At 46.3% G+C, this 20,710-nt stretch carries 17 protein-coding genes; 4 read left to right on the plus strand and 13 right to left on the minus strand.

The window, feature by feature from the left end:
* Nucleotides 1–192: 192 nt before the first annotated feature.
* Nucleotides 193–756 (minus strand): GNAT family N-acetyltransferase, encoded by a 564-nt coding sequence (locus NK638_RS04615; protein WP_201587116.1) that lies wholly within the window; start codon nt 754–756, stop codon nt 193–195.
* A 382-nt stretch (nt 757–1,138) separates the two neighbouring features.
* Between NK638_RS04615 and rsmA the strand changes: the two genes are divergently transcribed.
* Entirely contained in the window at nt 1,139–2,002 is an 864-nt protein-coding gene (rsmA, locus tag NK638_RS04620; RefSeq protein WP_274632121.1) for a 16S rRNA (adenine(1518)-N(6)/adenine(1519)-N(6))-dimethyltransferase RsmA, read from the plus strand.
* Between the two features lie 52 nt (nt 2,003–2,054).
* Complete coding sequence (locus tag NK638_RS04625) at nt 2,055–2,891, plus strand: symmetrical bis(5'-nucleosyl)-tetraphosphatase (RefSeq protein ID WP_105245641.1); 837 nt, start codon at nt 2,055–2,057, stop codon at nt 2,889–2,891.
* A gap of 80 nt (nt 2,892–2,971) precedes the next feature.
* On the opposite strand, the gene NK638_RS04630 is transcribed toward NK638_RS04625, so the two are convergent.
* Together NK638_RS04630 and cadR are read right to left on the minus strand one after the other, a co-directional pair.
* Nucleotides 2,972–3,304 (minus strand): YnfA family protein, encoded by a 333-nt coding sequence (locus NK638_RS04630; RefSeq protein WP_198336831.1) that lies wholly within the window; start codon nt 3,302–3,304, stop codon nt 2,972–2,974.
* 54 nt (nt 3,305–3,358) lie between these two features.
* Nucleotides 3,359–3,769, minus strand: coding sequence for a Cd(II)/Pb(II)-responsive transcriptional regulator (gene cadR, locus NK638_RS04635; RefSeq protein ID WP_274632122.1), 411 nt, complete (start codon nt 3,767–3,769; stop codon nt 3,359–3,361).
* A gap of 180 nt (nt 3,770–3,949) precedes the next feature.
* Between cadR and NK638_RS04640 the strand changes: the two genes are divergently transcribed.
* Nucleotides 3,950–6,094, plus strand: coding sequence for a heavy metal translocating P-type ATPase (locus tag NK638_RS04640; protein ID WP_274632123.1), 2,145 nt, complete (start codon nt 3,950–3,952; stop codon nt 6,092–6,094).
* Between the two features lie 304 nt (nt 6,095–6,398).
* Here NK638_RS04640 and NK638_RS04645 read toward each other — a convergent pair whose 3' ends face one another.
* From NK638_RS04645 to NK638_RS04665, 5 genes are all read right to left on the minus strand, one after another.
* The gene (locus tag NK638_RS04645; RefSeq protein WP_274632124.1) at nt 6,399–8,864 is read right to left on the minus strand and encodes a site-specific recombinase; all 2,466 of its coding nucleotides are present in this window, start codon (nt 8,862–8,864) and stop codon (nt 6,399–6,401) included.
* A 508-nt stretch (nt 8,865–9,372) separates the two neighbouring features.
* On the minus strand, nt 9,373–9,771 hold the full coding sequence (locus NK638_RS04650) for a roadblock/LC7 domain-containing protein (protein WP_274632125.1): 399 nt from the start codon (nt 9,769–9,771) through the stop codon (nt 9,373–9,375).
* A 14-nt stretch (nt 9,772–9,785) separates the two neighbouring features.
* Entirely contained in the window at nt 9,786–10,319 is a 534-nt protein-coding gene (locus NK638_RS04655) for a GTP-binding protein (protein ID WP_274632126.1), read from the minus strand.
* Nucleotides 10,320–10,322: 3 nt separating this feature from the next.
* Nucleotides 10,323–11,078 (minus strand): BLUF domain-containing protein, encoded by a 756-nt coding sequence (locus NK638_RS04660; protein ID WP_274632127.1) that lies wholly within the window; start codon nt 11,076–11,078, stop codon nt 10,323–10,325.
* 148 nt (nt 11,079–11,226) lie between these two features.
* Entirely contained in the window at nt 11,227–11,586 is a 360-nt protein-coding gene (locus NK638_RS04665) for a hypothetical protein (RefSeq protein ID WP_274632128.1), read from the minus strand.
* A 384-nt stretch (nt 11,587–11,970) separates the two neighbouring features.
* On the opposite strand from NK638_RS04665, the gene NK638_RS04670 reads away from it, so the two are divergent.
* Complete coding sequence (locus NK638_RS04670; RefSeq protein WP_274632129.1) at nt 11,971–12,396, plus strand: hypothetical protein; 426 nt, start codon at nt 11,971–11,973, stop codon at nt 12,394–12,396.
* A 281-nt stretch (nt 12,397–12,677) separates the two neighbouring features.
* Here NK638_RS04670 and NK638_RS04675 read toward each other — a convergent pair whose 3' ends face one another.
* The 5 genes from NK638_RS04675 to NK638_RS04695 form a co-directional block, all read right to left on the minus strand.
* Nucleotides 12,678–14,462, minus strand: a complete 1,785-nt coding sequence (locus tag NK638_RS04675; RefSeq protein ID WP_274632130.1) for an acyl-CoA dehydrogenase C-terminal domain-containing protein — start codon at nt 14,460–14,462, stop codon at nt 12,678–12,680.
* A 271-nt stretch (nt 14,463–14,733) separates the two neighbouring features.
* Nucleotides 14,734–16,527: an acyl-CoA dehydrogenase C-terminal domain-containing protein gene (locus NK638_RS04680; RefSeq protein ID WP_274632131.1), complete on the minus strand. Its 1,794-nt coding sequence runs from the start codon at nt 16,525–16,527 to the stop codon at nt 14,734–14,736.
* A gap of 387 nt (nt 16,528–16,914) precedes the next feature.
* Nucleotides 16,915–18,630: a putative bifunctional diguanylate cyclase/phosphodiesterase gene (locus NK638_RS04685; protein WP_274632132.1), complete on the minus strand. Its 1,716-nt coding sequence runs from the start codon at nt 18,628–18,630 to the stop codon at nt 16,915–16,917.
* 72 nt (nt 18,631–18,702) lie between these two features.
* A complete protein-coding gene (locus NK638_RS04690) occupies nt 18,703–19,557 on the minus strand; it encodes a 16S rRNA (uracil(1498)-N(3))-methyltransferase (protein WP_274632133.1) in 855 nt (284 codons plus the stop codon).
* A 297-nt stretch (nt 19,558–19,854) separates the two neighbouring features.
* Nucleotides 19,855–20,703: a methylenetetrahydrofolate reductase gene (locus NK638_RS04695; protein WP_274632134.1), complete on the minus strand. Its 849-nt coding sequence runs from the start codon at nt 20,701–20,703 to the stop codon at nt 19,855–19,857.
* Nucleotides 20,704–20,710: the final 7 nt, after the last annotated feature.

Here is a 20,710-nt window from a genome sequence, read left to right on the forward strand (position 1 = left end):
CATGGTCGAATGTTCAACACGCCCTAATGTCAGCTATGTCTATTTATAAATTATCAAGCATGACCTGATATAATTGGTTCCATTATACCGGTATACCGGTCTGTTTTAAGTGGCCTATAAATGGGGTGACAGGGATAAATAGCTGGTTCCCTTGGGGTATACATTCATCAATAGAGCTAAGAGTATCCTTAATTAGTGCTTTTTTATTTTCATCCATTCTTCTCGCGACACTTTGTATAGTACGTGTTCGGCAAGTGGGTCTGTAGCTTCTATAGCAGGATGAAGAAAGTTTTTTCTTGTATCCTTCATATCAAGACGTTCCATGACGCGCTGTGAACGCTTATTTATCTTTGCAGTAAACGATACGATTTCATCGAGTTTTAGTTCTTCAAAAGCAAATTTTAAACAAGCATTGGCTGCTTCTGTAGCATAACCATAGCCCCAAAAATCTTTGCCCAATCTCCAGCCTATTTCAACACAAGGATTGAACGGAAGGTCTTGTTGTGGTTGATGTAGACCAACGAAGCCGATAAAAGTATCACTACCTTTGAGACTTACCGCCCAAAAACCCCAGCCTTTTTCATCTATAAGCAGTTGGCACTTTGAAGCCATAGCATTACTTTCTTCTTCTGTCAGTAGCTTAGGGAAATACTCCATTACGTCTTTACTAGAGTTTATTTTAGCAAAGGGTTTTAAGTCTTTTTTTCGCCAGTGTCTTAAATAAAGGCGATCCGTTTCTAATGTTTTCGATAGCATGACTAACCTATGTTTAAGTAAATTAAATCTCGTCTTGGAGATAAGCGTTTACAATGAATAAAAATATTGGTCCAAAAACCCATTGCATGTACATTATAAAGTACACTGCGGCTATTTCAGCGTGTCAAAACGTTGATACCATTAGCCCAAAGCCAAAAGTTCAAATCCTCACCAAGCAATATATATAACCAAGAATATACCAAATAGTTTAAGAACAAAAAAAGCAATGTGTCGGTTGTGCTAAGGTAGGGGTGGTTTGCTAATAAAACATCGCAAAAAGACAGTGCCAGTATGAGCTGTGTTATAATTCATTGATATATAGTCAGCTCATTGTTGCCATAGCGCTATAACCCCTTTATCTTTTATCCATTAAGACCTTTTTATGTCCAAAACTACTTTTGATGCTCAAAGCCTTGCTTCCAGTCTACGCACTGCCAAACACCAGCCGCGCAAACGTTTCGGTCAAAACTTCTTGCATGATACCAGCGTTATTCGCCAAATCGTCGATAGCATTCGTTTAGAGCGCGACGATAATTTGATTGAGATTGGGCCGGGAATGGGCGCGCTGACTGAGCCGCTATTGGCAGAAGTCGATGCGATGACGGTGGTGGAGCTTGATCGCGACTTAGCAGATAGCTTACGCATTCGCATCGGTGCCAATAGCCATCCTAACTTTACGATTATTAAAGCCAATGCCATGGATGTTGACTATCGCGAGTTGTATAGCGAAGAGAAAGGCAAGCTGCGGGTGGTGGGCAACCTTCCTTATAACATCTCCACACCGATACTTTTTCATCTGCTTAGCTTTGCAGATGTCATTCAAGACATGCATTTTATGCTACAAAAAGAAGTGGTTGAGCGTATCACCGCGGATGTTGGTAGCAAGACCTATGGCCGTCTATCGGTCATCATGCAGTATCACTGTGATACCGATTATCTACTGACAGTGCCACGCGGTGCGTTTAATCCACCACCTAAAGTCACCAGCGCCGTGTTTCGCTTGACCCCGCATATCGACAAGCCAGTGGTGGCAGAAGATGAAGAGTATTTTGCTATCGTCGTTCGTGAGACTTTCAATCATCGCCGGAAGACATTGCGCGCTATCTTTAAAAATTCGACTTTGTTGCCGACGCTAAGCGAAGCGGACTTTGCTGCCTGTGCCATCGATCCGCAGGCCAGACCTGAGAAGCTGAGTGTTCAAGACTTTGTCGCGCTAAGCAATCACTCGCGGCATTTGCTTGTATAGCAAGACTACTGTTTGTTGGTTATGATTTTATAGATTGATTTATTGAGGGTTTATGGGGTTTCGTCATCAGTATGTCATCGGCGATTTGCAAGGTTGTTATGCCGCTTATCGTCAATTACTAAACACGTTAGCATTTGACCCGACCCAAGACAAACTGTGGTTTGCAGGTGACTTGGTCGCGCGCGGTGAGGATTCGTTAAGCACGCTGCGCCATGTCAAGTCGCTATGTGAGCAGGGCGCAGCGGCGACCGTGCTAGGCAATCATGATATCAACTTGATTGCGGTCTGGCGCGGCGCGGCAAAGCTCAAAAATAAAGACAAGACCGCGCCGATTTTTGCTGCTGAAGATTGTGATGAGCTGCTAGAATGGCTGCGTCATCAGCCAGTATTGGCTTATCCTGATGAGTATACGGTATTGGTGCATGCGGGTGTGCCGCCGCATTGGAGCATCGAGGCTGCGTCTGATTACGCGCGGCAGTTAGAAGCCGCGCTGCAAAGCAGTTTGCCGCAGCTGGATGCGCTATTGCCCAACCTATATAGCAAGACAGCTGATAAGTGGCATGCACAGATAAGCGGCTATACTAAGCTGCGTGCGATTGCTAATTACTTCACACGTATGCGCCTATGCAAACAAGATGGCACCTTAGAGTTTGACTTTAGTGCAGGGCTGCAAGAGCCGATGCCTGATGACTTCGCGCCGTGGTTTGAATGGCAAGTACCGCGTACGCGTAAGATACTCTTTGGTCATTGGGCTGCGCTCAAAGCCGAGGTCGATCTGCCACATGCACGTGCGCTAGACGGTGGCTGCGTATGGGGCAATCATCTACTGGCTTATCGTTTGAGCGATGGTAAGGTTGTTACCTCAAGCGCCCACTGTCCGAGCTTGTGACGAGACGATAGTTAATTTCGTTTTGGGTGTCTGTTAATAGGCTTGAAGAGAGCAATGGCTGTCGCCAATGGGGTATTGCACTATGTAGTGCGCGGTGCAAACATGATAATAGCCATGCCTAGCAGTGCCACTGATGTGCCTAAGATGTCCCACGCCGTTGGTTGAATACCATCGACAGCCCATAACCATAGAATTGCAATCGTTACATACACACCACCGTAAGCCGCATAAACCCTACCAACGGCGGTTGGATGTAAAGTCAGCAGCCAAACAAAGGCGGTCAAACTAAGGGCGCTGGGAACAAGCAGCCATATTGACTTACCTTCTCTTAGCCATAAATATGGCAAGTAGCAACCTACAATCTCTGCTAGTGCGGTAATGGCAAAAAGCCCGACAGTTTTTAATTCAGACAAAGTTATTCCTTTGATTATTTATCATCCAGCGTCTAAACAATACGGCTGATGTCTCTACTGATGACAAGAATTATCAGCAAGAGCATTTAATATTCCACAGGATACCGCGGGTGCGCTAGATAGGCATTTTTTTCGCAAATCCATTAGATGCTGCTTTAACTGCATCAACTCTTCAATACGAACTTCTACCGCCTCAATATGCTCATCCAACAAGGCATTTACATTGCCGCAGTCTCTGTCAGGCTCATCCCAGTACTGCAACAACACCCGTACTTCATCCAACGTCATATCAAGCGTACGACAGTGCAGGATAAACTGTAGACGCTCGATGTGCGTGTCATTATATAAACGATAATTGCCTGCACTGCGTGAAGGCTCAGGCAACAATCCTTCCTTTTCATAGTAACGAATGGTTTCTACTGTCGCGCCTGTGCGTTTAGCGAGTTCTCCGATTTTAATCAGCATAACTGCCTCTTGAGCATTAAACATTAAAGTAACCATAAAGTTTAATGGCTAATAAATCAATGTTATGACGTTAAAGGCAAAGCGCCTTGACTCTAAAGCCACTATAGGGTTCATAATAGATTTATAAAAAATGCTTATAGCAGCACAAGTTATCAGGACAAGGCATTAGGAAAAATAATTATGCAATATCATATCGAAGGTATGGACTGTGCCAGCTGCGTCGGTAAAATCGAAACGGCGCTCGCTCGTATGCCTGACATCTCTGATGTGCAGCTTAACTTTGCCACCGAAAAGTTAACGCTAACACTGGCTCCTGATGGAGAGACGCAATTTAGTGACATCGAAAAAACCATTAAGCGCCTCGGGTTTGGTATATCTGCCATAACGGATCAATCAACCGCAGCAAATAGTAGCCGTCAGTCCGCTACAGAGCAGCCACGTTGGTGGCAAAGCGGCAAAGGTAGGCGAGTCATTGGTCTTGGTGTGTTGATGAGCGCCGCTTACGCGCTATCAGTGGTTTTTTCTGATTATGGCATGTGGGCATTTGCTGTTGCCGTCATTGTGGGTGTGTCTCCTTTTGCTCGTAAAGCCTTTGCCTTAGCGTCGACCGGCACGCCTTTTTCGATTGAGATGCTGATGTCGATTGCGGCAATTGGTGCGCTTATTATTGGTGAGCCTGCAGAGGCAGCAGCAGTGGTATTCTTATTCTCAGTCGGCGAGCTACTAGAGAGCGTGGCTGCTGATCGCGCGCGTGCTGGCATTAGGGCTTTGGCAGCACTGGTGCCAAAGACTGCGATTTTACTTGACGCACAAGGCGGGCAGCGCGATGTACCGACATCTTCATTACAAATCGAGGATTTGGTGCTGGTACGCCCAGGCGATAAGGTATCTGCTGACGGCATTATTACTCAGGGCGCATCTAGCCTTGATGAATCGCCCATCACCGGCGAGTCTATCCCCGTTGCCAAAACAATAGGCGACAAGGTGTTTGCAGGCGCCATCAATACGGAGGGCGCGCTGCACATACGCGTAGAAAAAACAGCCGCTGACAATACCATTGCACGAATCATTGAGCTAGTGGAGCAGGCGCAAGCCTCCAAAGCGCCCACTGCACGTTTTATCGAAAAGTTTAGCCGCTACTACACGCCAGCAGTGATGGCGATTGCCGCTTTAGTTATTATTATTCCGCCGTTAGTGATGGGCGGGGAGTGGGCAACTTGGCTATATCGCGGTTTGGCATTATTGCTCATCGCCTGTCCTTGCGCCCTCGTCCTATCCACACCGGCCGCTATCGCCTCGGGTCTGGCTGTTGGTACGCGCCGCGGCCTGCTGATCAAAGGTGGGAGCGCGTTAGAAACCATTGGTCGCGTCAATACGGTTGCTTTTGACAAGACAGGTACGTTAACGGAAGGCAAGCCCCGCGTGACCGACGTTATCACCTTTGCCCAGCAGTATATGGATGCTCAAGATGAAAATGCGATATTAGCGCTGTTTGCCAGTGTTGAGTCCGCCTCTAACCATCCGCTTGCAAAAGCCATCATCGATCACGCCAAAACGGCCAATATTGCCATACCAGTAGCGTCTAAGGCTCATGCGACTGCAGGTAAAGCTGTGCATGCAACAGTAGATGGACGCTCTTTAACCATCGGCTCTCCTGTATATGCCGCCGACCAAACCTCAATAACCGCCAAACAAAACGCCCAAATCGAAGCATTACAAAATGAAGGAAAAACGGTGTCGGTACTGTTCGATGAGCAAAGCCGTGAGGTGCTCGGGCTCATTGCGCTACGAGATGAGTTGCGGGACGATGCCAAAGAAGGCGTAGCACAGCTTCATGCAATGGGGGTTCGCTCTATTATGCTGACGGGCGACAACCGCCTTACTGCTCAAGCGCTTGCTAGTCATCTAGATATAGAGTGGCAAGCTGAGCTGTTGCCCGAAGATAAGCTGCGTTTGATAGACGAGATGAAGCCTAAAGCCCAAATAGCGATGATTGGTGATGGTATCAATGATGCGCCAGCGTTAGCGACTGCCGATGTCGGTATCGCGATGGGCGGTGGTACTGATGTCGCCATTGAAACGGCTGACGTCGCTTTATTAAAAAGTCGCGTGACCGACGTCGCTCATCTGATTGCATTGTCGCGTGCAACCTTATCCAATATTCATCAAAACGTGATTTTTGCGCTGGGCCTCAAAGCAGTGTTTTTAATCACCACGGTACTCGGTATCACTGGTTTATGGATCGCGGTATTGGCTGATACTGGCGCAACCGTGCTGGTTACACTTAATGCTTTGCGTTTAATGCGTTTTAAAAACGTCCATTAGCAAACGCCCTTAACACAACGAGATATTGAATACCTGTAATACTTAGAGCGTGTGCTTACTTCAATAGATAATCATCTAAATGGGTTAAAGATGGCTAACTCTGGCCAAATGCTGTCAATTAGCTGACTAATAGCTCGATATTCTCTGCGCTGTGTTCGTTGTTTGATGGCAATATTTGATCACAATGTTTGATAAAAATGTCTAATCATAATGTTTGGCTGCCATTCATCTCATTTTTATCACCTTTTTTAAAATAAAGACACGCTCTATATAAACCCAGTTCGGAATAAGCAAAGTGCCTGTATTAACTGGGCAGTTTTGGTGGTTTTTTGGGTTTTGGCAGTGGCGTTTTGGCATCGCCTGCAGGCTTGCTATCAGGGGCGCTCATGCCTTGGTCAGCACTATTTTGGTTAGTACGATGGCGCTGGTTTTGCGTGCTACTATCAGCTGACAGATTGTTGGTTTTGCCGTATTGAATATCATTGGCGTACGGTACACTGTTTAGCTCTTCATCGACGAGGCCGTCATCTAAGTCGATGACTTTTTTTGGCGGTGCATGCGGCTGTATATGATCGCCTTTTGGTTGATTGGCGTAGTATATGTCGGTGCTGGTCTGCGCGTTTTGTGCCCCTGCCTGTTTGGACTCAGGCAGTATTCTGACATCGGATAGGCGGCGTACCACATAGTTACTTGGAAGGGGTTTACCGCTTTTTTGTGCCGAGGTGTCATCAAATATCATGTGTCCTTGGCTATCGATACGCGCATATTTCATGGGCTTGTCACGCGGCCAAAAAAAGTCAGAAGGATGACTGATAATGTGACCAAACACCAATTTGGTCAAACGACCCCATTCAAAGAAACGTACTTCTTTGGAGCGTAGCGCGACAAACAGCGCCAGAGAAAAACTGACCATCAGGTTGACGATGCCAATTAGCGCCACTCCTAGGATCGACAATAAAATCACGCTCCAGCTGATTTGGTCGGCGGAGATATTAAACAATCCATGCGCTAGGTTGGCTGAGGCAAAGGCGATATGGCGGATATCAATCGGTAGCCCAAAGATATAGCCTATCGTCGCGGTACTGCCCAAAAACACACCGAACAAAAAATTGCCCATGATAGCGCCGAGATTGGCCTCGACAAAGCCGCCCAGCCGCTGGAGCCAAGATTTGGGCAGTACGTATTGCAAGAGTCGATGACGCTGGATACGTGCCCCGACATGGTTATAAACTGCCAAATTATCATAATAGCCTGCAATCAGACCTGATAAGAATAAATAAACCCCAGCGATGGCAGCATGAGGCAGAGCCAATGAGCGAAAAGGATCAAGGTCGTGCAGGAGGTGCTCAGCCTTGGTGGTGTCGATCATCGGTGCGCCTGTGTACTGTAGCCATGCAAACGAGATAATCAAAGCAACTGGGATAGCCAGCATGACGTTACCCATGATAGCGATAAACTGCGTGCGCAAAATGTCGACCACCAGCTCTGAGAGCTTGGTCAATTGCCGTGATTTTTTGCCCGAGCTGTCCGATATCGTTGAGGCGATGGCCGCAGCAGTCATGGCCGGCTGCTTGGTGGCGACTGTACCGCGAATGACATGAATGAATACAAAACCCAAGCCATAAATCATACTATTAACAAACGCGCGTCCCATCGGCGCTAAGGCCAATTGATAGGCCAGTATCTTGATGGTAGCCATAAAGGCAATGACAAAACCGCCGATAGAGGCCTTTTTAAACATTTTTTGATAGCCAGCTTTGTCGGTACTGATATAGTGCTCACCGACGCGGCTGGCGTTTTCTGTGACTTTGCGCGATAGCAGTTTGGTATTATTGTCAATCAAATAGCCAATACTATAGCGGCGATTGGCCGTGGTAATCAGCGTCTGCACCAGCTCAATCACCGCATTATCTCGCTTTTGATGATCATCGGTCAAAAGCTCGGTCAAGATGCGCATGCGCTGCAGGCTTTGATCAAGGCGCAGCATCATGTTGGTCAGACGAATAGAGATACCTGTTTTATAAATGCGCTTACGTACGGTGGCGACGATGCCTTCGCACTGCTCAAGCATGACCAGCAAGGGCGCTGGGTCTACGGCTTTTTCGGGTGTGATGTCTGTCAGCGTATCTAGCTCGTGGGCTTGGCGATACTGATTGACAAACAGCACGGCTTCTTGGTTTTGGGCAACAAAAGACGCAGAGTAGTTGAGTATCTGAGGATACGACTCCATCAGATCGGGGTGCAAGCCAATGCCGCTAATGCGGTACGATAAGATAATAATGGCGTTTAATATATTGTTTTTGGCGGTAGCGACTAGGTCCAGATGCTGCTCATTGACTTTTAAGAGCTTGACCAGCGCATCCCACTTGTCGCGCTCGATGTTGGCCAGCCAGCGTTCATCAGAGCGCTTATTAAATAAATAGCCCACCAGTTCAACGACGGAGTCTTCTTGCGGCAATAAAGGCAAAAACCGATGCCCAATCAGCCGGCGCAGACTGTTAAAAAACCCTTGATCCGACATGATGCCTGTGTCGGTGTATAGCGCAATTTGTCGATACTCGATAATGAGCTTTAACACAAAGCTGGCCAGCCCATCTGCATACTCTGGATGCTGACGTAGGATGTCGATTAGTGATTGAATGTTTTGATTGGCTAGGGCAGGCTCTCTATCACTGACGCGCAGCTCATTTATCAAGCGCTTGAGCACCACCGGATCGGGCACATCACTGAGCGCAGTAATCTGTTGCAAAATGCGTTTTAGTTCTGACACGTTGCGTCCTTTATTATGAGAGGATTTATTATAAGCGGTTTTGATTATTTAAGAGTCATCAAAGTTGCTGGGCGACCACCGAGCTGCACACCATCAGACAAGTATCCTGCGTTATTTTAATCATAACGATAGTTCGGTGGTGAATTATTTTGTTAGCAGTTATTTTTACTAGGGTGTGTTGACAAATACCGTAAATGGATAATCGTCGCTGCTAAATAGATATGAGCAGCACACGACTCATCCGTTTTTTCAGCACGCATGGCAATTTTCTTGAAATCTTTCCATGATGGCGCATCCTTCTTTCGGTATTGATTTTATATCGTGATTGGTAATACACCTTATATAAGCCGCCTATACGTATTGATTATAGCCATGCTGATAATATTTGTTTATCGAGTATAGCACCTAACTTATGGTAGCTCGCTTATACCAGCTAATAAAAAAGCGCTGACTAAATATCATATTCAGTCAGCGCTTTTTATAAGCTTAGAGGCTATCTTGAGTCGCTTTATGCACTGATAGCCGTTATCTCACTAGCGAGTCTTTTCGTCTTATATCTGGCTTCAGCTAACGTCATCTTGTTTTTGGCAACCACAGTCAGCACGCAAGGCTTACTCAAATAGTCTGTTTTTACAAACAGCATATTACCCGACGTCGCCTCCACGATAGTGATCTCACACTCTCCTTGCTGCATTTGATTAGCAGACGAATCACTGAGTGCTGAAAGCGTGCTACTCATCGCCGCAAACTTATCTGCTTGATTGCTCAGCTCATTTATCGAAAAACAACTAATGGGAAAGCCATCAGTGGTACACAAAGTCACGAGCGCAATTTCTCTATTGGCTTCACAAAGCTCTTTGATACAGCTTGAGAGCACCGCTTTTGCTTGGGAATTTTCATTTACCATAATCGTATCTAACATTACTGTTCATTATTAAGAGTATTAAATAGCTGCAATAGACCAATAGCGGACTCTCGGCTTCTAGGGTCGGCATTAATGATGGGCGCGACTACATTATGATGCATGAGCACCGCTCTAACCTCTTGTCCTAGCGCCGCTAGGCTTGCAGGGTCGGCGTCCTCACAGTGGGTGACCCCCACGATACAAGTGGTCTGGTTTTTTTCTGGTGCAAAAAAAGTCAGCAGTTTGTCCAAGTTATTATAGTCAGGGATGTCGCCATACCTAATCAAAATAAGCAGACCCCACAAAGAGCGATTGACAAACTCCCATAAAAAAGAATAACGCTCTTGACCTGGCACCCCATAAATACCTAATGCCATATCATCGGCTAAAGTAATACGCCCATAATCGATACCGACAGTCGTATATTCTTTGCCTATATCGATACTAGACTTGGCTTCAGTTTCAAGAGGACTTATCTCGCTTAAAGTCTTGACCAGCCGAGTTTTTCCGGCACCTACTTCTCCGATTATCGCTAGCTTCTGATAGTCCACTGCTTACCCCATTCCTAAAAATCTTTTAATCGCACCATAAAACCTGCTCGGTTTTTTTGCTGGTATATCTTGTGGTTTGGCCGGCTCTGACACATCTGACACAGCACTGGGCGCAGGCTCGGTCACCGTCAGTATCCCTAATGACTCAAAATCTTTGATAATATCAGTGACCTGATCATAAGTCCCAAATTCATCACTCGCGACTAAACTGTCAAAAGGATAAGGGTTTTTGGTCAATTTGACGCAAAGATTCATGATCAGCTGCGGTTGACTGGTCCGATTAAGGTCAGGCCATGCCAGCAGTTTTAGATATTTGCCATCGTAAGAATGAGTCGCTATGGCATTGTTATTGCCTAAATTGATAAAATCTTGCAGACGTGCTTTTTGCTCAAACGTAAAAGCATCTAATGTCTGTTGATGGTCTTCAATAAATGTCTTAAAAATAGGGCCTTGATCGATAAAATCAAAGATACTGACCCTCCACTTATCGAAGCTACGCTTCGTCACTTTTTCGTCGACAAACACCCATATATCGTTATGCCTAGGATCAGCCAATATCTTATTCATCAAGTCATCGATCTCGATAGCCGGCCCTTCTAGCACTTGCACGTACTGGCCTCGGCGATAGGATAGAACACCTGTGATTTGCGCGGCTGGATTGCGTTTGCGAGATATCTGTACGATGTTTGACAAACCGGCAGGCAGATTGATACCGCGCTCATTGGCAGTGGTTCTACTGACATACGCAATACATTTCATGTTGCCCTCACTTAAATAAGGCATATAAAGTAGCTTGTTCAATGATGACGATAGCTACTGATAATTAAGGGGTGAGTATCGAGTCATCGCTCTTTAAAGTGGCAGCAATAGCAATGACTCAATAATAAGAAGCGTGATTCTAGCTTATTTATACTTCAAGCTTAGCTTCGATGCCTTGTACTTTACGGCGCGCCAAAGCTAGGTTTGATTTGGCTTTATCGAGTACCAAGTACAAAAACAAACCTTCGTTATGCGCTGATGGGCGAATGATATGAATCTGCGAGTCTAGAGTAATCAACATATCATCGATATCACCTTTGATACCTAATGATTCCATCGTCGCCATTTTGGCTTTGACCACTTGCGAGTTACCAGCACCAGCAAGCTCTAAATCCACGCCGCCACCAGCCATACCTAGCACCATGCCGGACATATAGTCGACAATACAGGTTCCCATAGCACCATCAACTTGCATTAACTCTTGTAAAGACTGATCGATATTTGACATTTTCTTTCCTCAATTATTTTAAATGGTGAAGCACTTATACTTTATTTTAAAAATAAAGTGATTGTTTGTGCCGTATTTTATCTAAAGCTATCACTGTATATTAATAATAAAACCACACTATGATTAGTGAATCTAAATTATTATATTTAACTAATTAGATAATTTACATGATAACTTCAGTGGCGGCTATTATAGTAAACAATTCGACTCTTAGCATCACTATAACCAACCAGTCATCGCTATATAGCTACCGCTTAAAGAAACAATCAATAATTATTGATTTTTTTGTTCTCCTTTGGCGCGGCAGGCTGGTCGTAATATTCGAGAAAAGCTGTTTAACTTGCACTATTTTTAATCCAATATCACCTAATGGAATAGCTCATAGTGACTAACTTAATCATAAAAAACGCTCGTTTAGCGACTCATAAAATCCTTGTCAATATCTTAATAACAGACCAGCATATTGCTCGTATTGAGGAGATAGCTGACGATAAAGCTAACAGTCAAGACAGTCAGTCAAATCCAGCAGCCGCGAGTTACGATGCTCAAGGTAACTTTGTGTGTGGCGGCTTTTATGACAGTCATATTCATCTGGATAAAGCCTGTATTTTAGATCGCTGTACTATAGAACAAGGAAACTTAGAAGAAGCGGTAGAGGAGACGGGAAAAGCGAAAGAGGCGTTCACGGAAGCAGATGTGTACGCGCGTGCCTCAAGAGTGATTGAGATGGCTATAAAAAAAGTATCGTCGGGCTGCGTACTTTCGTTGAGACCGATCAAAAAACAGAACTACGTAGCTTTGAGGCGATAAAACGCGCGCGTGATACCTATGCTTTTGCCATTGATATAGAGATTTGCGCCTTTGCGCAATCGGGTCTCACTAGGGCGTGTCCTTAATACAATCGACAGTCACCTAAATGGACTAAGATGGCTAAATATTATCAAACGGCGTCAAATCACTCACGAATATCTTGATATCCATAGATTTCCATAGCATAGACCTATAACACAGACCAAATGGTTTGGGCAAAAAAAGGGACAGTCACCTAACTGTCCCTTTTTTATATATTTTAATGTGCCAATCGCGACCGATTAGTTGGCAGGCACATCAAAATAATCAAGATCAAAGTTCATCATTGGGTCACTACCAGCTTTGACCATCTGTGCATGCGCATTGATACGTGGCAAGATACGGCCAACGAAATAATCAGCAAGCTTGGCTTTGTTGGTGTAGAACTCACCCTCTTTGCCATTGGCGGCCTCGACCATCAAGGCAAACATATACGAGTAGGCAAGGTAACCAAAGGCATGCATATAGTCAACCGCGCAGCCATTGATTTCGCTCTTACGCTCGCCGATATTGCTCAGCACTGTGGTGGTCAGCTCTTCGATGGTGTCAGCTGCATCTAGGGTGGCCTGCTTGATGCCATGGTCGGCCTGCATGTTGTTGACAAAATCACGAATTTCACCTAAGAAATGGGTGACATATTTGCCGTTGTTTTTTGCCACTTTACGACCGAGTAGGTCAAGCGCTTGAATACCGTTGGTGCCTTCATAGATCTGCGCGATACGAGTATCACGGACGATTTGCTCCATGCCCCATTCGCGGATATAGCCATGACCGCCAAATACTTGCTGGCAATCAACCGTGGCTTCTAGTGCTTTGTCGGTTAAGAAGGCTTTGGCAACTGGCGTCAGTAGGGCAACGCGCGCCGCCGCGGCTTGAGCGGCCTCTGGGTCAGTACTAAACTTTTCTTCGTCAAGGTTTTTGGCGACATACATGGCAAAGCAGCGTGACGCTTCGGTGTTGGCTTTGGCATTTAGCAGCATGCGGCGCACATCAGCATGATGGATGATGGCATCGGCAGGTTTTTCTGGGCTTTGGATTTGGGTGTCACTGCGACCCTGACCACGGTCATTGGCGTATAATGCTGCGTTTTGATAAGCCAGCTCAGAGCCACCAAGGCCTTGTAGACCCATGGTCACACGCTCATAGTTCATCATGATAAACATAGAAGATAAGCCGGTGTTTTCTGCGCCCACCATCCAGCCTTTGGCGTTATCAAAGTTCATCACGCAAGTCGCTGAAGCTTTGATACCCATCTTGTGCTCGATAGAGCCAACCGCCAAGGTGTTGCGCTCGCCCAAGCTACCATCTTCATTGACCAAGAATTTTGGCACGACAAACAATGAAATGCCTTTTGAGCCTTCTGGCGCATTAGGGGTTTTTGCCAACACCAAATGAATGATATTGTCAGTGAGGTCATGCTCACCACCAGTGATAAAGATTTTGGTACCAGAGATATTGTAGCTACCATCATCGTTTGGCACGGCTTTGGTTTTGATGATACCGAGGTCAGTACCTGCATGTGGCTCAGTCAAGCACATGGTGCCCGACCATTCGCCGTTATACATCTTTTCTAGATAGGTCTGTTTTTGCTCTTCAGACGCCGCCGCGTTGAGGCAAAGCGTCGCGCCAACCGTTAGGTTAGGGTAGAGGGCAAAGGATTGGTTGGCGGTAAATACCATCTCTTCGGTCAGCATGGTGACCATCTTTGGAAAACCTTGACCGCCGTACTCAGCATTACCACTCAAGCCCACCCAGCCTGACTCGGCATACTGCTTATAAGCTTCTTTAAAACCAGTAGGCGTGGTGACAACGCCATCACCCTCAAAGGTTGCGCCTTCTTCATCACCGCTACGGTTGATAGGCAACAAAACGTTTTTTGACAGTTTTGCCATTTCTTCTAAAATCATATCGACGGTTTCTGTATCGACATGAGCTAGGTTTTCGTTATTTTGCCAAAACTCAGGCGCGTTAAATACATCGTTTAAGATAAAGCGCATGTCATTAAGAGGGGCATTATAAACAGCCATAAACATTCCTTTGGTTCAAATAAATAAAAGTTGGAGCGATGAAAATAAGAAGTGCCAAACGTATGGATTGCTTTTTGAGGTCATCTGCGCGACTCATAATCAAAGCAACGGCTAAGCAAAGTTTAACAAATAAGCCTATGAGCGGGTGTGTTTCTTCGTGAATTATGCGTACACCAAAATATAATTGACCAACAAAATCGGCAACACACCTTGGTATGTTGCCGATATAGGTATAGTGTGCTGTCGTCAAAATACTAGTGCAAAAACACGATTAAAACGCAAATTGATCCACATCCATGGTCATATACGGCTCAACACCTGTGCTGATACGCTGTACATGCGTGGTGGTACGCGGCAATAATTTTGCAAAGTAGAATTGCGCGGTTTTGACTTTGGCATCATAGAAGGCTTTTTCGCCAGTACCGTCTGCCAATGCCGTCTGCGCGACCAAGGCCATACGCGCCCATAAGTAAGCTAGGGTCACATAACCGCTAAAGTATAAGTAGTCAACAGCCGCACCGCCAACTGCATCTGGGTTTTCAGTTGCTTGCATACCGATGCGTGCAGTCAAGTCGCCCCATTCTTTGACGTGCTTGGCAAGTGGGCGGATGAACTGACCCATCTCGTCATTGTCTTTGTGCTCTTGGCAGAACGTCTGGATGATGTTGACAAAGTTGGCCAGCATTTTACCTTGTGAGCCCAAGACTTTACGGCCGAGTAGGTCGAGCGCTTGGATTTCTGTGGTGCCTTCGTAGAGGCAAGCGATACGCGTGTCACGGACGTTTTGCTCCATACCCCACTCACTGATAAAGCCGTGACCGCCATAGACCTGTACGCCATGGTTAGCCGCTTCTAGACCAGTTTCGGTCAAGAATGCTTTAGCAATCGGTGTCAATAGTGACAGCATTTGGTCAGCAAACTTCAGGTCATCGCCTTCGCCTTTTGCCACAGTATCCGCAAAGTGTGAGAGGTAATAAACCAGCGCACGACCGCCTTCAGCAAAGGCTTTTTCGGTCAACAGCATGTTGCGAACCGCTGGATGAACGATGATTGGGTCAGCGACTTTTTCTGGCGCTTTGGCACCTGATAGTGAGCGCATCGCTAGGCGGTCTTTGGCATAGGTCAATGAGCCTTGGAACGCATATTCTGCTGCGGTCAAGCCTTGAACTGCTGTACCGATACGAGCGACGTTCATAAAGGTAAACATACACTGTAGACCGCGGTTTTCTGGACCAATCAAGTAGCCTTTTGCACCATCAAAGTTCATCACGCAAGTCGCTGAGGCTTTGATACCCATTTTGTGCTCAATAGAGCCACAGACGACGTTGTTGTTTTCGCCAAGGCTGTTGTCTTCATTGACCAACACTTTAGGTACGATAAACAGTGAGATGCCTTTGGTGCCAGCAGGCGCGCCTGGTAGACGGGCTAGAACGATATGAATGATGTTGTCGGTGAGGTCGTGCTCGCCTGCTGAGATGAAGATTTTTTGACCGGTGATGCTATAAGTACCGTCATCATTTGGCTCAGCTTTGGTACGGATAATACCCAAGTCAGAGCCCGCGTGGGCTTCTGTCAAGCACATGGTGCCTGACCATTCGCCGGTGACCATTTTTTCTAGGTAAGTTTGTTTTTGCTCATCAGTGCCATGGTGCTCGATGGTTTGAATTGCGCCATGAGATAGGCCAGGATACATAGAAAATGACCAGTTAGCCGTACCGACCATCTCATTGATGACCGTTGATAGTGAGAACGGCATGTTTTGACCACCAAATTCTTCTTCAGCTGATAGCGCTGGGAAGCCAAGCTCACAGTACTGCTTATAAGCTTCTTTAAAGCCTGTGGGTGTGGTCACAGTACCGTTGTCAAACTGGCAGCCTTCTGCATCGCCGCTTTGATTCAAAGGTGATAGCTCGTTTTCGGCAAAGCTTGCCGCCATTTCAAATAGGCTGTCCATCAACTCACGATCAGCCTCTTGAAATGCAGGCAACGTTTTGTAGTGGTTTTCGCTATCGAGTAGCTCATGCATCACGAATTGAATGTCACGTAAGGGCGCTTTGTATTGCATAACTTCCTGTCCTTTTTAACATGTCAGCAGACACAGTCTATAGATTACGATAGTCGGTAGGCTCACTACAGTAAGTTGACAAGCACAAATAAATAATAGGCTGCCATACAGATAGACTACGTGCGCGATGACATAAAATGGTATTGAAAAAAATGGTGATTGTCAGAGTCGGTTTGAGACTTAATATATTCCAACAAATTCGCTATAAAAGATAGGCGTTCATCGGTGATTATACAAGTTTGGTGACAGGACTGATAAGTCATGAACCTGCCTTGCATCGGTTATGCAATCAGCGGTAGACGCAAAAGACACGGAGTAATAACCGTATGAAAATACTGATGTTACCGATACGATAAAATCAATCATAGCCGCCGGTATTGGCTTGTATTATTTGGTGGTTGACTGTTTGATGAGCATGTCGGTGGCGACCTCGGCGGGCACGGGTTTTCCAAACCAATAGCCTTGACCATACTGGCAGCCCATCGCCAGCAACCGATCGCGCTGCGCCTCAGTCTCGATTCCTTCGGCGACCACTTGCATATCTAACGCCGCAGCCAAGTCTAAGATGGCTTTGACAATGGCATACTGGGTGCGATCCGACTCAATGTTTGAGATAAAGCTTTTATCGACTTTGATAAAATCAAACGGGTATTCTTGTAAATAACTCAAGGATGCATAGCCGGTGCCAAAGTCGTCTAAGGCAATACAAATACCCAGATTTTTTAGCAGAGCTAGTTGTTTTTTGACATTGTCATGGCGCTGTATCAAAGACGACTCGGTGACTTCGATATGTAGCTGATGGGCCGAGATACCGTACTCTACCAGCAGGCTACTGACCATCTCAAAAAAATCAGGGTGGCTAAATTCGGCAGCATCCGCGTTGATACAAATATGTTGATGAAACCCTTGCTGCTGCCAATTGGCCAATTGCGCCGCGATTTTTATCGCCATTTGAGAAAACAGCTCAAACGAGAGCTTATGAGTGAGGATGGCGTTGATAAAATGTGCAGGTTTGAGAAGGCCGCGGGTGGGGTGTTGCCAGCGTACCAACGCTTCAAAGCCGGTAATATGACCCGTCGCCAAGTCGAATTTTGGCTGATAATAGGGAATAAACTGGCCTACGGTGGTGGCCTCTCTTAACTCAGCCTCTAACTGTAAACTGCCAGCGGTGGCTTCTTCGATCGCCGCATTGTACCAGCAGATATCGTCGCCGCCTTGCTGCTTGACATAATGCAAGGCTTTTTCAGCTTTGGTCAAAAGCCCTGTCAGCTCGGTGTCGTTTTGCGGGAAATAGCTGACACCGACGGAGATATGACAATAGATGTTGGCGTCGGTTTTGGTGTCCTTATCGATCGAAAAAGGCCGCTCACACATCTGCATGAGTTTATCTAACTGATGGCGCACCATATTGGCATCATGGCATTCAAATAACAACGCAAAATCATCGCCGCCAAAGTGCGAAAAGCAGCGCAAACAGCCCAACTCTAGCGCCTTGAGACGAGCCACAAAGCTTTTGATTAAATGATTGATACCATCAGGACCCAATAGGCTTGCAAGACTACGATACCGATCGATATTGAGACGGACGATGATCACCTCTTGATAGCTGTCGAGCAGCAAATCACTGGTCTGGCTCAAAAAAACCTTACGGTTGGGCAGGCCGGTCAGCTGATCGTAATTGAGCAGATGGGTCAGCTGCTTTCGGTCTTTGGCCGCAGAAGACATATCGCGAATCAGACCGATATAATAAGTCTTGGCCTCTATGGCCACCTTGCGATACGTGATATGGCACTGTAGTATCTCACCATAACGGTTGGCCATCGAAAAATCACTTTCGTAAAAGCCGCTACTATCAAGTTGGTTGGTGATTTGCGCCAAAACGCCTCTTTCTTCCTCTGACAAAAAATCAGCGGCATAGATTCCAAGCGGCCGACCCAGCAAAAAAGACTCGCTATAGCCGATGATAAGCTCATAACTGGCATTGACCGACAAATAGCGTAGGTTTTCATCTAAAATGAAAATAGCATCATCGCATTGCTCACACAGTTTGGTCAGCAGTAGCTGCTTGTCGGCAATGGGGATGGGAGCAAAAGTAGTCATCATCGAAATCATCATGGCAAAGGTGAATAATTAGTCGGTTTGTCATCATAACAATGAGCGAGCCGAGTGCTTGTGTTATAAAGCCAACGCGTGCAAAGTCGCCAAAGCAACCACAGGCGCTGTTTCGGTGCGCAGTACCCTTGCGCCAATTTGCCAAGGTGCAAAGCCTGCATCCGCCGCCCACTTGCACTCCTCATCGCTCAGACCGCCTTCAGGGCCAATGAGCAACTCAATATAAGGCGCCGCTTGTTTTAGTACTGGCAATAACGCCTCTGGCATCGCAGGTTGTCCTACTGCTGGCACGCTAAGCTGCAAGCGTAAATCGGCTGGCTGCTGCAGTGCTTGGTAGTAATGGTCTTGGCTTAGCTCAGCGACCAAAGGACTGACGGCGAGGTGTGGCGCGCTACGCGACGGCTGTGTCAGCCAATCAGTGATAGACATCGGTGTAAGGATGAGCGGCGGACGGTTGAGGCCACACTGCTCACAGGCCGCTATTGCCACTTGCTGCCAGTGCGCCAGCTTTTTCTCTACTTGCGCAGGTTTTAGATTGACCTCGCCATGGTGGCTGGTGAGCAATTGAATCGCCGTCACCCCAAGCTCGGTGGACTTTTGAATGGCATAATCCATACGATCGCCGCGGCTCATCACCAGACCAATCTGGCTGAGAATAGGCGCCGTACGCTCATCTATGCTGTGAGCCAACACCGCCACCGTGGCGTGTTTTTTACTGATGCTTTGGAGCTGTACGTGATACTCACCGCCAAAACCATCAAACAACACCCCTTCATCGCCGACATTTGCACGTAGTACACGGCACCAGTGATGAACGATACTGTCGGTCAATTCGATGCTGGCACCAATCGCAACCTTGCTCAATGGCGGGTAGGGTGTGTCCTTAGTATTACTGCTGGCATAAAAAAAACGTCGCACTTGGTCTTATTCCTATTATTTGATTGTGAGCAGTTATTATTGACCCAATAGAATATCACTTGATGCCACGAAAGGCATTCCTTTTATGATAATTACTGCTAGATAACAGCGCTCAACGGATAAACGACATTATCACATAGGAAGAAAAATTTAAAAAATACATTAAGATGAAATGTGTTTTTTGATACATGAATGTCCAGTAGATGAAATTTTCCGATAAAAAAACTGGCACTCCGAAGAGCGCCAGTTAGTTATAAATTCATTATATACTTGCTTAATTATCAAGATTATCAAGTATTAAACAGTAAGTCTTAATGCTTCAACCAAGCGTTTATTTGGCTCAACTTTGTTCATGCTATAAAAATGCATGGCTGGCACGCCTTCGCTCATTAAGCGCTCACATAAGCGATACACCACATCAAAACCAAACTCGCGAATAGATTTGCTGTCATCGCCAAAATCCGCCAATCGCTTGCGCACATAACGCGGAATATCAGCGCCGCAGCTATCAGCAAAGCGTATCAGGTTACTAGAGTTGGTGATCGGCATGATACCAGCGATTAATGGCTGTGCGACCGTGTCGATACCGCGTTTTTCTAACGTATCACGCAAGTATAAGTAGCTATCAGCATTATAAAAAAACTGAGTAATCGCCGCGTTGGCACCTGCTTGGTACTTGTTGACTAAGTTGTCGACATCAAACTCAAAGCTACGCGCTTGCGGATGCATCTCAGGGTAGGCGGCGACCTCGATACGAAAGTGCTCGCCTGAATGCTCACGAATGAACTTGACCAAATCTAATGCAAATGGCAGCTCACCCATACCGACCTGACCTGAGGGCAAATCGCCGCGCAGCGCCACCAGACGCTTGATGCCCAATGCTTTATAGTGATCGAGCAGGCCTGCGATTTCGACCTTATCATCACCGATACACGACATGTGCGGCGCAATATCAGTATCGCCGCGCGCACATAAGGTCTGTACGATGTCTAGCGTACGGCTACGTGTCGAGCCACCCGCACCGTAAGTCACTGAAAAGTAGCTTGGTGCCAGTTTGTTTAGCTCGTCATAGGTGTTTAGTAGCTTTTGACACCCTTGCTCAGTTTTGGCAGGGAAAAACTCAAAAGAAAAAGCAGGCTTGCTCACAGTCGCG

Source organism: Psychrobacter sp. A3, assembly GCF_028823565.1.
In the GTDB taxonomy this organism is placed as follows: domain Bacteria; phylum Pseudomonadota; class Gammaproteobacteria; order Pseudomonadales; family Moraxellaceae; genus Psychrobacter; species Psychrobacter celer.